This is a genomic window from Streptococcus sp. 2_1_36FAA (assembly GCF_000161955.2).
Classification (GTDB): Bacteria; Bacillota; Bacilli; order Lactobacillales; family Streptococcaceae; genus Streptococcus; species Streptococcus gordonii.
The window spans coordinates 84612-100654 of the sequence record NZ_KI391973.1 but is presented as its reverse complement, the minus strand read 5'-3'; the positions used below and the strand labels follow the sequence as shown (position 1 = coordinate 100654).

Here is a 16043-nt window from a genome sequence, read left to right as displayed (position 1 = left end):
CTTTAACAAAATTAAGTATCACCTATTTATTCGTAAAAGAAGAAAAAAAGCCAAGTAAACTTGACTTTTGATCATTTTAAGATACTTATTAATTCCTTTTACTGATTCTATAAATCCAGGCATGAATGGTTGGAGCCTGTTTATGTAGAAAAAGCAGATTACCTAAGAGAGCTAGCATAACTAGAATGCTGAGCAGAATCAGTAAAACCCAAGAAACTGAATTCTGAGATAAATAGACTGCTAAAATCACTAACAAGATTGGAAAGGTTAGAACTGCAGTCAGTCCACCGGGAACCAAAGAACGAAATTTTATAACCTGACTAATGTGACCCAATAAATGCAAGGTATGACAGATAGTAATTGCTAAGGCTAACTCAGAAAATCGGCAGAGAATTGCTACTAAGAGCAGGAGGAAAGCTAAAATAAATTCCTCAGCAATCATCAAGGCTAAGCTTTCGGCAGAAGGATAACTTGACTTTCCTGCGATAAACATTTCCTTCTGATAATCAGGGTGATCTTGATTCTGCTTGATCCAAGGTTTGACAAGTATAATTTCATCAAACTCATGAATCATAAAAAGCGATAGGACGATAAAAGACAACAAGGCTAGTGGCATAGCTTCTCCTTTCTCCTAAAAGAAAATGATAACTAATCCTATTTTTTATGTTTATCCGGATCCCAGACGAAGCTAGCTAGGAAGCTAAAAAGAATGGTTAAAAGACCAATGATGGCTGCTGGGACAAAGGCCAACAAGCGCAATACGCGCCATAAGATGTTTGGCGCTTTAGCTTTTTGATAAGGTACTACCTCAGCATCTAACCGGTCAAATTCAGCTTGAATCCGTCTTGCTACTTCTTCAATCCCTGCATCATCCATCCGCTTAATATCAGAAATATCAATTGGATTACCAAAATTCATATCCACCCGTTGACCAGAAGCTAGTCCCTTAAGAGACATGGGGCCAGCGTAAATAGCGGGCATAATCCGAACCTTTGCCATCCTGGCAATAACAGCGACACCGCCCTTTACATCTGTTGAATGGCGACTACCACTTGGAAACATGATTAAGGAACGATTGCTCTTTTTCAGCATATTAACTGGGTATTTGATAGCTGAAGGTCCAGGATTTTCACGGTCAATAGGGAAGGCACCACACATCCGAATCCACCAGCCAAAAATACGATTCTTAAACAATTCTTTTTTTGCCATAAAGATGAATTGCTTTGGCTTGGTTGCAAAAGCCATATAAACAGGATCCCACCAGGTCCTGTGTGGCGCAACTAAAATATAATTTTCATCCTTAGAAGGAATTTTATCCAAATTATGATAATGGGCATTTCCATTTAAAGCCCATAGAATAAACATTACTAATCCTCTTAAATAGGTATAAAACATAATCATAAACCTTTCTATACATTCACTTTTCCATTATACCTCAACCTTCTATCAACTGCAATGTTTTTCATTTTTGGTTGGAGGCGGATTCCATTAGAAATTTTCCCTAAAAAATGATATGATAGCGACATGGAAAATATGAAAAACTTTACTGGTTTAACATCTGACCAGGTGTCTGAAAAAATCCAACAAGGCTTAACAAATGATTTTACAGCCAAAACCAGCTCCAGCACTTGGGACATTATTAAACGCAATGTGTTTACACTATTTAACGCACTAAACTTTGTTATTGCTCTTGCACTGGCGTTTGTTCAAGCTTGGAGTAACATGGTATTCTTTGCAGTCATATCATTCAATGCCTTAACCGGTATTATGACTGAACTTCGGGCAAAACGAATGATTGATAAGCTGAATCTTATGACTAGAGAAAAGATCAGCGTGATTCGAAATGGCCAGCAAGAAAAAATAAATCCTGAAGAAATCGTTTTAGAGGACGTGATTCAGTTGTCAGCTGGAGAACAGGTTCCCAGTGATGCTATTGTACTAGATGGCTTTGCAGAAGCCAACGAAGCCATGCTTACTGGTGAAAGTGATCTTGTGCTCAAAGAAATTGGCGATCAATTGCTGTCTGGTAGTTTTTTAGCCAGCGGACAGGTCTTAGCCCAGGTATCTCAAGTAGGGGCCAATAACTACGCTGCTAAACTGATGTTAGAAGCCAAAACCCTTAAGCCACTCAACTCTCGCATCTTGGATTCTTTGAATAAAATCGCTGCTTTTACCGGAAAAATCATCATCCCCTGCGGATTAGCTCTCTTTTTTGAAGCCTTACTCATCAAACAGCTTCCTGTCAAAGACTCTGTTATCAATTCATCAACAGCCCTGTTGGGTATGCTTCCAAAAGGAATTGCCCTGTTGACTATCACTTCGCTCTTAACAGCTGTTATTAAGCTGGGAATGCGCAAGGTCCTGGTACAAGAAATGTACTCAGTTGAAACCCTCGCTCATGTGGATACTTTATGCTTGGATAAAACAGGAACTATTACTGAAGGTAAGATGAAAGTAGAGCAAGTTTATCCCTTGTCAGAATCTATTTCAGCAGAGACCATCTCAAATATTTTAGCTAACTATATGGCCAACAGCGATGATAAAAACCCTACTGCTCAAGCCATTCGTAAAAGATTTCCTTCAACCCAAACAAAATATCAAACTTCCAATACCATCCCCTTCTCCAGTGATCGAAAATGGGGAGCTATGGAAATGGAACCCTTTGGGACTATCTTCCTAGGAGCACCCGAAATCTTGCTCCATCAGCAAAATCTAAAACCAGTTCAAGAATCCCAAGAACGTGGCTCGCGGGTTCTGGCTCTAGCTTCTAGCACTGATAAACTTAACTACCAGCACATGACTCTGCCACAACAGATTAAAGTTCTGGCTGTCTTAGAAATTACAGATCCTATCCGGCAAGGGGCTGCTGATACCCTCGAATACCTGCGATCCCAAGACGTTAATCTGAAAATCATCTCTGGTGATAATCCAATTACTGTTTCAAATATTGCCGCCAAGGCAGGCTTTGAGAACTATCAAAACTATCTTGACTGTTCAACTGTCTCAGATACTGACTTGATTGCTACAGCTGAAGAAACGGCTATCTTTGGCCGTGTGTCTCCTCACCAGAAAAAACTCATTATTCAGACTTTGAAAAAAGCAGGCCATACAACAGCCATGACTGGTGACGGGGTAAACGACATTCTAGCCCTGCGCGAAGCAGACTGCTCAATTGTTATGGCTGAAGGAGATCCTGCGACACGGCAGATTGCTAATCTCGTTCTTCTCAACTCAGATTTTAATGATGTCCCTGAGATTCTTTTTGAAGGTCGGCGCGTGGTAAATAACATTGCCCGTATCGCTCCTATTTTCTTGGTGAAGACCATCTACTCCTTTATCTTGACCATGATTTGTATCGCCAGTGTCTTGTTAGGAAATAAAGAATGGCTTCTTGTCTTTCCTTTCATTCCAGTGCAAATCACTCTCTTTGACCAATTTGTCGAAGGATTCCCTCCATTTGTGCTGACATTCGAGCGCAATATCCGTCCGGTAGAGCCTAAGTTCCTTAAAAAAGCAATTTTCAAAGCCCTGCCAAGCGGACTCATGGTTGTCTTCAGTGTACTATTTGTCCGAATTTTCGGTGCTTATAATGGCTGGAGTTCTCTTGATATGTCTACAGTCTCTTACTACTTACTAGGAACCATTGGTTTTCTTTCTGTAGCACGCGCTTGTATTCCGCTCAATCTTTGGAGAATTCTTCTCATCATCTGGTCTATTGGAGGATTTTTCGGAACAGCCTACCTCCTTCGTTCCTTTATCGAAATTGGAACCTTGACCAGTCAAACTACCCCTATCTTCCTTATCCTGGCCTTGGTCTTCAGCCTTATTTTTATCTTGGTCAATTACCTCCAAGAAAAAAATGAACGGCCTTCTAATGGCCAATTCAGCAATTAAAGATAGAGTTACTAAATATTCATTAAAGTTCTAACATTTTTCTAGTTAGAACTTTTTTCTATTCAAGATTGAATTCGTCCTTTGACTCGTGCTATAATAACACTATGAAAAAAGCAGTATTAAAAGAAGGAGAACGGCTGGATCAGCTCTTTTCTACTGACGTTAAAATCATTCAAAACCGAGAGGTCTTCAGCTATTCTGTTGATAGTGTTCTGCTCTCTCGCTTTCCAAAATTACCCAAGAGTGGCTTGATTGTAGACCTCTGTGCCGGCAATGGCGCTGTCGGCTTATTTGCCAGTGCCCACACTCAGGCTAAGATTATTGCAGTTGAGATCCAGGAACGGCTGGCAGATATGGCGCAACGCTCCATCCAGCTCAATCAACTTGACCAGCAAATGCAAGTCATTCACGATGATTTAAAAAATCTCCCTCACTATATTCCTTGTAGTAAGGTGGATATGATCTTTTGTAACCCTCCCTATTTCAAGGTTGACAAACATTCCAATCTCAATGAAAGCGAGCACTATCTTCTGGCCCGACATGAGATTTCAACTAATCTTGAAGAAATCTGCACTGTCGCCCAACGAGTTCTCAAGTCAAACGGGCGCCTTGCTATGGTTCACAGACCCGACCGCTTCTTAGATATCTTAGATACTATGAAAGCTCACAACCTGGCACCAAAAAGAATCCAATTTGTCTATCCCAAGATAGGTAAAGGAGCCAATATGCTTTTGATTGAAGCTATTAAAGATGGCTCAAGGGACGGCTTAAAGATACTACCACCTCTCATTCTGCACGAGGAAGACGGTAGCTATACTCCAGAAATATATGAGATCTACCATGGGAACTAAAGCCTATATGTATGTCTTAGAGTGCACTGATGGTACTCTCTACACCGGTTATAGCACGGACGTGCAAAAGCGTTTGGCTGTCCACAATGCAGGAAAAGGTGCAAAGTATACTCGTGCCAGACTGCCTGTTAAACTGCTTTATCAGGAAGAATACCCTGACAAATCTTCTGCCATGTCAGCAGAAGCTCTCTTCAAACAGAAAACTCGTCAAGAAAAATTGGCTTATATTGAAACACAAAAAAATGCCCAACACTAGTTTGGCATTTTTGTTTTTATAAAACTTTTGTATAAGATTGATACTTATCTTTCATTCTCTGAGAAATATTGTCATCCGTTACAATAGCATTTACATCATCTAAGCGATAAAAAGTGTAGAAAGAATAACTGTCAAATTTGCTATTATCAGCGACAATGTATTTTTCAATCGCATTGTTAAGGATAATAGCATCCGCATTTCCTTCTTCTTCATTAGCCGTTGTAATATTGTGACCATCAATTCCATTAGCCCCAATAAAAGCCTTAGAAACCTTGATTTCTTTGAGTAAATTAACGGCAAATTGTCCTACAAAAGTTTGCGTTTTAACCCGATAACGACCACCAATCAAAAGGATATCATAGTGAGGATTATCCTTTAACTTTTCAAAGATTGGCAAGGAATTGGTAACAATATTAACAGTCTTATCATCAAGGAAATCTCCAATCAAAGCTGTTGTAGTACCTGAACCGATAAAAATTGTATCTCCTGAAGAAATGAGATCTGCACATTTTTTAGCAATCGCTTCTTTTTCTTCCGTGTTGATCATGATTTTTTCAGTATGGGGAACTTCCACTAAGCCATCTCTAACTTTTTTATGTGCCCCTCCATGAACCCGAACTAAAAAACCTTGCTTCTCAAGATCAATTAAATCGCGACGAATGGTCATATCCGTTACATCCAAAAGATCCTTTAATTTCCTAACTGATACCAAACCCGCCCGGTCAAGCTCCTGCAGAATAATTCTATGTCTACCTTCCTTCATTTACCTGCTCCTTTTGTTTATTGTTAAAATGAGATGGCAGCGCCTAATCTTCAACATTATTGGTTAACCCGTATTCAATGTAATGCCTATCTTAATATGAGTAGGCTTTCTACGCCTATTATACTACACTTTTTGAAAAAATACACATAAAAATATGAAATTTAGTTATTTTTGTTAAAAAATGTTTTACTTTGTTAAACTTGAGCTTGTCTTTTACTACAAAAAACAAAAACTCTTTACAAGGATATCTCACAATTCTAGAACAGAAAAAGACCACTAGTTTTAACTAGCAGTCTTTCAATTGTTTATTTATCACCTTTATTACGGATAACAAAGCCGGTTTTCTTTTCACTAGAAGTATTGCGTGGCTTCTTGTGATCCTTGCGGTAGCGATTTTCTTTGTCAAAACGCTCTTCTTTACGACCTTTCTTAAATTGGTCGCGACGGCCACCTCGGTCACGGCGATTGTCATTGTTGCGACGGTTGCCATTTCCGCCACGACTTCCCTTGCCTTTTCCGGCAAAGCCGCTGCCAGACGGTTTAAATGGCAATGGTTTTTCACGAGCAATTTCTACTTCAGGAAGGGCATCTGGATCCTGCACCGTCAAGCTGAGGATATACATAGCCAGCTCTTCTGGGCTGAATTCTGCTGCCAGCTTGCGAGCATCCTTGCCAAATTTCTCAAAGTTAGAACGGATGCTTTCATCCGCAAAATCACGTTCAATCTTCTTAAGAGCAACTTTTTTCTTAGCTTGAAAAGCTTCCTCTGCAGTCGCTGGCTTAAGGCCTTTCATGCGCTTCTTGGTCAGATTTTCGATAATCTGCAAATAGCCCATTTCATTTGGCGCAACAAAAGTGATAGACTGACCTGACTTACCAGCACGACCAGTCCGACCAATCCGGTGAACATAGCTTTCTGGATCCTGCGGAATATCGTAGTTGTAGACGTGGGTCACACCAGAAATGTCCAATCCACGCGCTGCCACATCTGTCGCCACCAAGACATCCAAATTGCCGTTTTTAAAGTCGCGCAGGACGCGAAGGCGCTTGCCTTGGTCCAAATCACCATGGATACCCTCTGCTCGGAAACCACGGATTTTCAGACCGCGAGTCAGCTCATCCACCCGGCGCTTGGTCCGACCAAAGACGATTGACAGCTCAGGCTGCTCCACATCCATCAGGCGAGTCATGGTATCAAATTTTTCATTTTCTTTGACACGGATATAATACTGATCCACCAGCTCCGTTGTCAGCTCTTTAGCAGCAATCTTAACATGCTCAGGCTCTTTCATAAACTTGACACCGATACGCTTGATAGCATCCGGCATGGTCGCTGAAAAGAGCAAGGTCTGACGTTCTTCTGGCACACGAGAAATGATCGACTCAATATCTTCCAAAAAGCCCATGTTAAGCATTTCATCCGCTTCGTCCAAGATCAAAGTTTCAATCTGGTTCAACTTAAGCGCCTTGCGTTTGATCAAGTCCAAGAGACGCCCAGGTGTTCCTACGACGATATGAGCACCTGATTTGAGGGCCTTGATTTGCTTTTCGATGCTGGAGCCACCGTAGACAGAACGCACCTTGACCCCCTTGCTGCGGCCAAAACGGAAAAGCTCTTCCTGACTCTGCACGGCCAATTCGCGGGTTGGAGCGATAACCAACGCTTGCACAGCAGGATTATCTGTATCAATCTTCTCCAAAGTTGGAAAGCCAAAGGCTGCTGTCTTTCCTGTCCCTGTCTGGGCCTGACCAATAACATCCTTACCTGCCATAGCAAGTGGAATCGTCTGCTCTTGAATAGGGCTTGCTTCTACAAAGCCAGCTTTTTCAATCTCTGCTAATAATTCAGTAGATAAATGTAATTCATTAAATTTCAATGTTCTTCTTCTTTCTAAAGGCGGTGCGAAGCCACCTTATAAGGCTTTTGATACTCAATTATCGAAACATACCAAGCACATGTCGCTTGCTAAATCTCGATTTTCTGAGAGTATTCGCTCTTCTCTTCATAAATATGGTCTCTCAAGTCCAGGCACTAAAAAAGCGCCGACTCGGTCGCTAGTTCCCACTGAATAGAAAAACTGTAAGTTTTGCAACCTATCTAGTATACCATAAATAAGGTTAAAAAGATAGGACTTGACTGTAAAATATTTTATTAGAGATTTCTTTTGTAAAAAATGAAAACTTGAAAATCATTTTCAAAAGCATTATAATCTACAAAGAAGAAAGGAGACAGGTATGAACAAATTTTTACGAGTGATTTTCATTTTACTTATCTTAGCTATGCTGGGCGCGGCTATGATCCAGATATTCCAGCCCCAGCTCTTGGGCAATGAGTCCATCTATGGTCTAGCTCCCTACTGGCAGCGGGAAATTGGTTTCTGGAATCTGGCTATTCTGCCTTTAGCCATTGCCGCCAACATAAAGTATGATTGGTTCTATCTGCGTATGACCTTGCTAGCACTGATTCTGGGCGGGCTGGGCTTTGGTACCAACCATCTGCTAGGCTATCTGGCAAAGGCGAATCAAGCGAATCTACTGGGCTGGATTGAAAATTATCTGCTAGTCTTTTGCTGGATCATCGGCTGGGGACTGGAATATCGAAAAAGACAAAAAAGTGATGAAGAGACTGTCTAGATAGGCAGATTCTTCATCATTTTTTTCATTATGGACACTTTTCTATATTAGCTACCAGCTCCTCAGCAAATTGACTAGTGGTCAAGTGTGCTACTCCTTCCAGCTGACTGGCAAAATCGCCTGTCACTTTTTGCTCAAAGAGAGCCTTCTCAATAGCCTTAGTCAGGAGCTGAGAGACCTCTGACCAACCAATGTAATCAAAGAGCATGGCCCCCGATAAGAGAAGAGAAGAAGGATTAGCCTTGTTTTGACCCGCTATATCTGGCGCCGTCCCATGAGTAGCTTCAAAAATAGCATAACCAGTCTCGAAATTAATATTGGCTCCTGGCGCAATACCAATCCCGCCCACCTGAGCAGCCAAGGCATCGCTGGCATAGTCACCATTTAAATTGGTCAAGGCAACAACATCAAATTTCTCGGGATAGAGCAAAATCTGCTGCAAAAAATTATCTGCAATGACATCCTGAATAACTAGTTTTCCAGAAGCCAACTCATCCGAATACTCTCTTTGAGCTAGTTCATAGCCCCATTTCCGAAAACCACCCTCTGTAAATTTCTGGATATTGCCCTTGTGAACCAGAGTGACACGCCTTAGGCCTTTTGCTAACGCGTAGTCAATGGCTGCCCGTATCAGCCGCTCGCTTCCCTGCTTAGAAATAGGCTTGATCCCAATAGCAGAGCTTTCTGGGAAACGAATCTTGTCAACCTGCATATCCTTCTGCAGGAAATCGATAACTTTTTGTACTGCAGTCGTTCCACTCTCCCACTCAATCCCTGCATAGATGTCTTCTGTATTTTCCCGAAAAATCGTGATATCTGTCTTCTCTGGGTGCTTGAGCGGACTGGGAACTCCCTTGAAATAACGAACTGGCCGCAGGCAGGCGTAAAGGTCCAATTCCTGTCTCAAGGCCACATTCAAGGAACGAAGTCCTTCTCCGATTGGGGTTTCTAGCGGCCCCTTAACAGCCACCAGACAATCCTTAATCGTTGCCAACGTTTCGTCCGGTAGCCAGTCACCTGTCTGGTCTGCTGCTTTTTTCCCAGCCAAAACTTCCTTCCAAACAACCTTTTTCTGGCCACCATAAGCCTTTTCTAAAGCCTTATCAAAGACCAGCTGGGCATTTTTCCAGATATCAACCCCAATCCCATCACCCTGGATGTATGGAATAATAGGAGAAGCTGGTACCTGCAACCGCCTTTTCTCAAACAAAATCTTATCTGCCATTTTATCTCCTTCCAATGGGAAGATACTCCAAACCTTGAGCACCAATATAGTTAGAACGTGGACGAATCAGTTTATTGTTCTTGCGCTGTTCCTGAATATGAGCAATCCAGCCAGCCACCCGGCTCATGGCAAAAATCAGGGTGTAGATACTGCTGTCAATGCCCAACACATGGTAAACCGTAGCCGAATAAAAATCGACATTCGGTATCAGGTGCTTGGTATGCTTCATATAGGCTTCAATTTCCACTGAAAGCTGATACCAAACCTCATCCTTGGTCCCCTGTGTCAAGTCCTTAGCCATTTGACGCAGGTATTTTTCACGCGGATCCTGAGTCTTATAAACTCGATGACCAAAACCCATAATCTTCTCATGAGAGGCCAGTTTGCGGTCTAGATAGGCCTGGCAATTCCCTTCCTCTCTGATCTCTTTCAGCATATCAAAGACACATTCATTAGCACCGCCATGAAGCGAGCCCTTGAGCGCTCCAACAGCTGCTGTCACGCAGGAATAAATATCGGTCAAGGTTGAGGCGCAGACACGAGCCGCAAAGGTTGATGCATTGAGTTCATGATCAGCATGGAGCACCAAGGCACAGTTAAAGGCTTTGACTTCAAGCTCACTAGCCTCTTGTCCTTTGAGCATATAGAGGAAATTAGCCGCAAAGCCCAAATCCTCCCGCGGCTCTACCGGAGTCTGACCTGACCTCAGTCTGGCAAAAGCCGCAATAATAGTCGGCATCTTTGCCATAAGCTGGATGCTCTGCTCATAGGTCGCTTCTAGAGAAGTTTCCTCAGCATGGACATTATAAACACCCAAAAGACTGACCGTTGAGCGCAAGACGCTCATGGGATGAAGGTGCTTACGTGACTGGATAAGGATGCACTGCTCCACCGCATCGCTAATGGCATAATTATCTCGCAGATCTTCTTCAAAATGCTTGAGCTCAATCTGAGTTGGCAAATGCAAATGCCACAGCAGATAAATCACCTCTTCAAAGCTTGCATGGTGCTCTACCAATTCAGAGATATTGTAGCCTGCATAAGACAAAGAATCATCCACAATCTGGCTAATCCTGGTATCACAGGCAATGGTATCTTTCAAACCGTCCGTCTGACTCATGCTCACACCTCCTCTAATTTCTTTCTAACGACCATGGGCAAAATTCCTCCGTTTTCGTAGTAACGGATATCCGCCTCTGCATCAAAACGCAGCCGAGCTTGAAAAGCTATTTCTTCAGCACCTTTTCGAGCTACCACATCAACCAGCTGGCCAACTTGCGGGTTCTGTGGCAGATTAATGTCGAAAGTCTCCTTGCCTGTTAAGCCTAGACTAGCCGCATTTTCACCCTCTAGATACTGCAGAGGAAGAATCCCCATCATGACCAGATTGGACCGGTGGATACGCTCAAAACTCTCTGCCAGCACCACCTTGACACCCAAAAGATTAGCTCCCTTAGCTGCCCAATCACGACTGGACCCCATACCATAGTCTTTACCAGCTAGGACAATGGTGTCAATTTGCTCTTCCTTGTAGCGCATGGCCGCCTCATAAATGGATAACAACTCTCCTTTATAATCTGTGTAACCACCAATCTTTCCATCTGCCAGTTCATTTTTAATCCGAATATTGGCAAAAGTCCCCCGCATCATGACCTCGTGATTACCCCGACGGCTACCATAGGAATTAAACTCTTGGTAATCCACTCCGTGTTCTAGCAAATAGGAAGCTGCTGGGCTGTTTCTGGCAATATTTCCTGCTGGGGAGATATGGTCTGTCGTGACCGTATCCCCAAATTTTGCCAGCACTGCAAGATTTTTCAGTGGCTGAATAGCTAAATCATCCGCTAAACCATCAAAGTAAGGTGGATTTTGAATATAGGTCGAAGCTTGATTCCACTGATAATTTTGAGAAGAGGCTGTCGGAATCTGATTCCATTTTTCATTGTCGTCAAACACATGGGCATATTCTTTTTCAAAAAGCTGGCGCGTCACATATTTTTGAACATAGTCTGCAACCAAGTCGTGCTCTGGCATCAAATCCATCAAATAAACAGGCTGCCCCTTTTGATCATATCCTAGTGGCTCGCTAGTCAGATCGACATTGGTATTTCCAGCCAAAGCATAGGCAACCACCAAGGGCGGACTAGCTAGGAAATTGGCCTTGACCAGTGGATTGATCCGCCCTTCAAAATTCCGGTTTCCTGAAAGAACAGCACTAGCCAGCAAGTCAGTATCTGTAATTGCCTGAGCCACTTCCGGTCGGAGATTTCCTGAATTTCCAATACAAGTAGTGCAGCCATAGCCGACCACATTGAAACCAAGCTGATCCAGATAGGACTGAAGACCACTCTTCTTGAGATAGCCTGTGACCACCTTGCTGCCAGGAGCCAAAGAAGTCTTGACAGTCTTTGAGACCCGTAAACCTTTTTCGACTGCTTTCTTGGCTAAAAGCCCCGCCGCCATCAGGACATAGGGATTAGATGTATTGGTACAGCTAGTAATGGCAGCGATAGCCACATGGCCCGTCTTAATCTTCTCCTCATGATCAGAAAATTGAACCACTGCTGACTTTTCTAGCTCGCTCTCATCTAGACCAAAGCCTCGGACCCCCGCTTCTCTGACTAGACTAGCTTGAAACTCCTCTTTAGCAGCTGTTAATTCAATCAAATCTTGGGGCCGCTTGGGCCCTGAGATGCTCGGCACAATGCTGGACAAATCAATTTCGACTACCTTGGTATAAATTGGCTCAACCTTTTCATCATAGAAAAGGTAATTTTTTTGAGCATAGAGACGGGTCAGCTCAATATGATCTTCTGACCGATTGGTCAGACGCATGTAATTGAGCGTTTCCTCATCTATCGGAAAATAACCACAGGTAGCTCCGTATTCTGGCGCCATATTGGCCACTGTAGCCCGGTCAGCCAGACTTAGATTAGACAAGCCAGGCCCAAAGAACTCGACAAATTTACCAACAACATTTTCCTGCCGCAAAATTTGCGTGACCTTTAAAGCCAAATCTGTCGCTGTCGCAATCTTAGGCAGCTTTCCCAAGAGACGAACACCAATCACCTCAGGAACTGGGAAATAAGAAGCCTCACCTAACATGGCAGCCTCAGCCTCAATCCCACCAACACCCCAGCCCAGAACACCAATACCATTGATCATAGTCGTATGACTGTCCGTCCCAAACATACTATCTGGATAGAGTTGCCCATCCTTTTCAATGATGACATCACTGAGAAATTCGATATTGACCTGATGGATTATCCCAGTAGCAGGGGGAACTGCTCGATAATTATCAAACGATTTTTCTGCCCACTTGAGAAATTCGTAACGCTCATTATTGCGGAGAAACTCTTGGTTCATATTGGCCTCCAGAGCTGTGTCACAGCCATAAAAGTCCACCTGAACACTGTGGTCAATGACTAAATCAACCGGAATCTCTGGATTAATTTGATCGGCCTGACCTCCCTGGCCAACAATAGCATCACGCATACTGGCCAAATCCACCACGACAGGGACACCTGTAAAATCCTGGAGAATGACTCGACTAGGCTTAAAAGGAACTTCTCCGCTTGGTGATTTAGCTTGATAATGCACCAAAGAATTAATGTTATCTTTTTTAACGTCTATACCATCTTCCTTACGAAGGACACTTTCGAATAATATGCGTATAGAATAAGGAAGTTTTTTTATATCTCCTCCTAGCAAAGCCGAGGCTTTCTTCAAATCTATATATCGGTATACATTACCTTTGTAATTTAAATCGCTTAGGTATTCTGCCATATTTCTACCCCTCACTTATTTTAAATTGTTTTATATTATACTTTATTATGTAATTTTATGCAATAAGATTTCTTGACAATACGTTATATTTTCTAACATAGAAATACAGTTTTTTAAACAAAGACAAACTGTACTAATTATTTTCTTTAGCAATCAAGAAAAAAACAAGCACCATCCCGGTGCTTGTTATAGAAAAATAATTTGATTTCAGAAATTTACTTCTTATTAGCCAACCATTTTAGCAGCTTGGTCAAAAGTCCCCAAATGACTAGACTAATGATAACAATATAAATCCAGGCATTCTTATCATTAGACAATGGCAAAGGAACATTCATACCAAAGAAACCAGTGATAACTGCAAGTACTGCCAAAAGAACTGAAATAATAGTCAGGACAGTCAAATTGTCATTCAGATTGTTGTTCAGGATATTATTGTAGGAGCCAGAGAGCTGACTGAGAACTTGAGCAATCAGATCAGTCATCGAAACGAGCTGACGAGCCTCAATCATTGCATCCTCAAACTGTTCAGTTTCTAAATCGTCAAAACGGCGGTAAATACCATGGCTTTTGATATGCTCTAGAAGCATGCGGTTCTGCTTAGCCGCAGCAACTAAATAGACCATTGAGGTTTCCAAGTCTGACAGGGCAAACAAATGCTTTTTAGTAGTTGTCTGGCGCAGAAGAGTATTAATTTCATCCTTACGCTTGTCCATCCGCTCAACGACTGGATAGTAAGAATTGGAGATCAACTCCAGACTCGCAAAGAGAAATTTATAGACCGATACTGGCTCATGGCGCTCAGTATAGGCCTTCATCATATCAACAACATAGGCATTGTCCTGATTACTGATAGTAATGAGCCTCCCCTCCTGAGCCACAAAGGTCATCGGAATCGTCTCATAATGTTCCTTATCTGTCGCTAGATTAAGGACATTGTAGATAAAGACAACTGTACCATTCTCGCGATTATAGTCCATGTGAGCCCGTTCATTTTTATCCAGAGCATACTCAATGGTTTCTTTGTCAATTTCATAATCTTGATAGATCTGCGCAGTCTGCTTAACATCATCAGAATCAATATTAATCCAGACATCCTGACCTTTTAGTTTTCTTTCCAGAAACATGAAACTCCTTTCTTAACATCTAGAATGATTTTTAAGAACAAGTGCCTAACTCCCTAAACTGTTCTTGCATTCAAATATGCTATGTCAAAACAACTTCCTTGCTCAGTACGATTGATAAAGTGGCTAGTTTGCCTATCTTATCTATTACGATATAAATTGTTATGAATTAAAATTACCCTAAAAAGTTGATTAGTGAAGCGGCTAGTCAGAGCCCAGTAGAATTTAGTGCTAGTCATTTTTATTTTGCTCTCTAATCGAAAGAACAGTTGCCATTACTATAATAATTATTCTACAAGCATAAGATATATTTTGATTACCACCTACCGCTAATTGTGAGAAAACATTTATTACCGAATGTGTCATCACACATATCCACAAACTGTTTGTCTTTATAAATAATGCGGATAAAATAAAGCAATTAGTCAACAATCCAAGCAAAAATCCCAATGCCTGTACCTGCGGCAATGTGCCTTCAATGTAGAAATAAGAAAAATGCCATATTCCCCATGGAACAAAAGTAAATATAGTTGAACTAATATAACTATGGCGTTCCATCATAATTGGTTGAAAAACATATCTCCACCCTACTTCTTCAATTCCACCAAAAAGGATTGCTTTAAGAAATAAGATAATAGGAATATACCACGTATTAAACGCTAATTCCCCATCAAATGCAACATAGCAAAAATCCAAAAACAAGAACACAATAGCAAATAAATAACTGCCCCTGTTTTGCTTTATAGCGAAAAAATCCTTTAATATTTTCTTCGTACTGTACTTTTTGTATCTAACTGCAATAATAGTTCCCCATAGAGCAGTGGAAAGGCCACCTATGCCAATAGCAAGCATTCCCATTGGCGTCCTATAATCTACAACCATTCCCAAATGACGCAATACAAAAACTATAATAGATATAAGCCATATTTGACCTAGGGTCCCTAATAAATAAAGGAAGATCGCTTTTTTTCGACTCATAAATTTCCCCTAAATTTTAATTTACCCATTTCTATCTTTTAACTGATTTAATTGCAATATAGGTTTTAATATTCAGTTCATGAAGCCTACCAGAGCCATTCGTATCTTCATATATATCAAGTAAAGTGAACCCTGCCTTCAACTGTCCACCTATCTGCTCTGTTATATTGTAAGATAATTGCATTTCTGCATTTTCTTTAATCATATATTCTTTAGCTGCCTTGTCTTTTAATGGATTAAAAGGCATTTTCCATATAATTTCTTTTTCCTCATTATCCACAATGTAGTTGACTTCACTAATTATATTCCTTCTATTAATTACAACATGAAATCAAACAAATAGAGGCAAATTACTCGCCAAAATTAGTAAGATAGCTAGACAATCACCATAGCGATTGCCATCAACTGATTAGCAACTTTTGATTCAGATTCAGTCAATGAATCAGCCTAAATCAGGTAAACAATGCGTTACGACACGGAGTTTGGCAAATCGATTTTATTTGCCAAATGCAGTTAGTAAGGTACTTAGCCATGG

At 41.5% G+C, this 16043-nt stretch carries 14 protein-coding genes; 4 read left to right on the top strand and 10 right to left on the bottom strand.

The features are described 5' to 3' along the window. Positions 1-88: 88 nt before the first annotated feature. On the bottom strand, positions 89-616 hold the full coding sequence (locus HMPREF0847_RS00500; protein WP_008809529.1) for an HXXEE domain-containing protein: 528 nt from the start codon (positions 614-616) through the stop codon (positions 89-91). Between the two features lie 38 nt (positions 617-654). Next, the gene (locus HMPREF0847_RS00495; protein WP_008809530.1) at positions 655-1395 is read right to left on the bottom strand and encodes a lysophospholipid acyltransferase family protein; all 741 of its coding nucleotides are present in this window, start codon (positions 1393-1395) and stop codon (positions 655-657) included. 129 nt (positions 1396-1524) lie between these two features. Here HMPREF0847_RS00495 and HMPREF0847_RS00490 point away from each other — a divergent pair, with 129 nt between their 5' ends. The 3 genes from HMPREF0847_RS00490 to HMPREF0847_RS00480 all read left to right on the top strand — a co-directional run bounded on the left by HMPREF0847_RS00490 (position 1525) and on the right by HMPREF0847_RS00480 (position 5001). Next, a complete protein-coding gene (locus HMPREF0847_RS00490) occupies positions 1525-3894 on the top strand; it encodes a cation-translocating P-type ATPase (protein WP_020992579.1) in 2370 nt (789 codons plus the stop codon). Positions 3895-3998: 104 nt separating this feature from the next. Beyond that, on the top strand, positions 3999-4745 hold the full coding sequence (locus tag HMPREF0847_RS00485) for a tRNA1(Val) (adenine(37)-N6)-methyltransferase (protein WP_008809532.1): 747 nt from the start codon (positions 3999-4001) through the stop codon (positions 4743-4745). Continuing rightward, entirely contained in the window at positions 4735-5001 is a 267-nt protein-coding gene (locus tag HMPREF0847_RS00480) for a GIY-YIG nuclease family protein (protein WP_020992578.1), read from the top strand. Before HMPREF0847_RS00485 ends, HMPREF0847_RS00480 begins: the two co-directional genes overlap by 11 nt. A gap of 16 nt (positions 5002-5017) precedes the next feature. Here the strand turns inward: HMPREF0847_RS00480 and HMPREF0847_RS00475 are convergent, their stop codons facing one another. Together HMPREF0847_RS00475 and HMPREF0847_RS00470 are read right to left on the bottom strand one after the other, a co-directional pair. Beyond that, entirely contained in the window at positions 5018-5764 is a 747-nt protein-coding gene (locus tag HMPREF0847_RS00475; protein ID WP_008809534.1) for a DeoR/GlpR family DNA-binding transcription regulator, read from the bottom strand. Between the two features lie 305 nt (positions 5765-6069). Then, positions 6070-7641, bottom strand: coding sequence for a DEAD/DEAH box helicase (locus HMPREF0847_RS00470; RefSeq protein ID WP_008809535.1), 1572 nt, complete (start codon positions 7639-7641; stop codon positions 6070-6072). Between the two features lie 358 nt (positions 7642-7999). Between HMPREF0847_RS00470 and HMPREF0847_RS00465 the strand changes: the two genes are divergently transcribed. Beyond that, entirely contained in the window at positions 8000-8398 is a 399-nt protein-coding gene (locus HMPREF0847_RS00465) for a hypothetical protein (RefSeq protein ID WP_008809536.1), read from the top strand. 28 nt (positions 8399-8426) lie between these two features. Here HMPREF0847_RS00465 and icd read toward each other — a convergent pair whose 3' ends face one another. The 6 genes from icd to HMPREF0847_RS00435 form a co-directional block, all read right to left on the bottom strand. Next, complete coding sequence (gene icd / locus HMPREF0847_RS00460; RefSeq protein ID WP_037622204.1) at positions 8427-9638, bottom strand: NADP-dependent isocitrate dehydrogenase; 1212 nt, start codon at positions 9636-9638, stop codon at positions 8427-8429. Then, on the bottom strand, positions 9625-10743 hold the full coding sequence (locus tag HMPREF0847_RS00455; RefSeq protein WP_008809538.1) for a citrate synthase: 1119 nt from the start codon (positions 10741-10743) through the stop codon (positions 9625-9627). The genes icd and HMPREF0847_RS00455 overlap by 14 nt, the downstream gene beginning before the upstream one ends. A 2-nt stretch (positions 10744-10745) precedes the next feature. Then, positions 10746-13409, bottom strand: coding sequence for an aconitate hydratase AcnA (acnA, locus tag HMPREF0847_RS00450; RefSeq protein WP_020992577.1), 2664 nt, complete (start codon positions 13407-13409; stop codon positions 10746-10748). A 215-nt stretch (positions 13410-13624) separates the two neighbouring features. Continuing rightward, positions 13625-14533: a magnesium transporter CorA family protein gene (locus tag HMPREF0847_RS00445; RefSeq protein ID WP_008809540.1), complete on the bottom strand. Its 909-nt coding sequence runs from the start codon at positions 14531-14533 to the stop codon at positions 13625-13627. 228 nt (positions 14534-14761) lie between these two features. Next, positions 14762-15508 carry a CPBP family intramembrane glutamic endopeptidase gene (locus HMPREF0847_RS00440; protein ID WP_008809541.1) on the bottom strand — a complete coding sequence of 249 codons (747 nt, stop codon included), beginning with the start codon at positions 15506-15508 and terminating at the stop codon, positions 14762-14764. 31 nt (positions 15509-15539) lie between these two features. Then, a complete protein-coding gene (locus HMPREF0847_RS00435) occupies positions 15540-15788 on the bottom strand; it encodes a hypothetical protein (RefSeq protein ID WP_008809542.1) in 249 nt (82 codons plus the stop codon). Between the last annotated feature and the right edge of the window lie 255 nt (positions 15789-16043).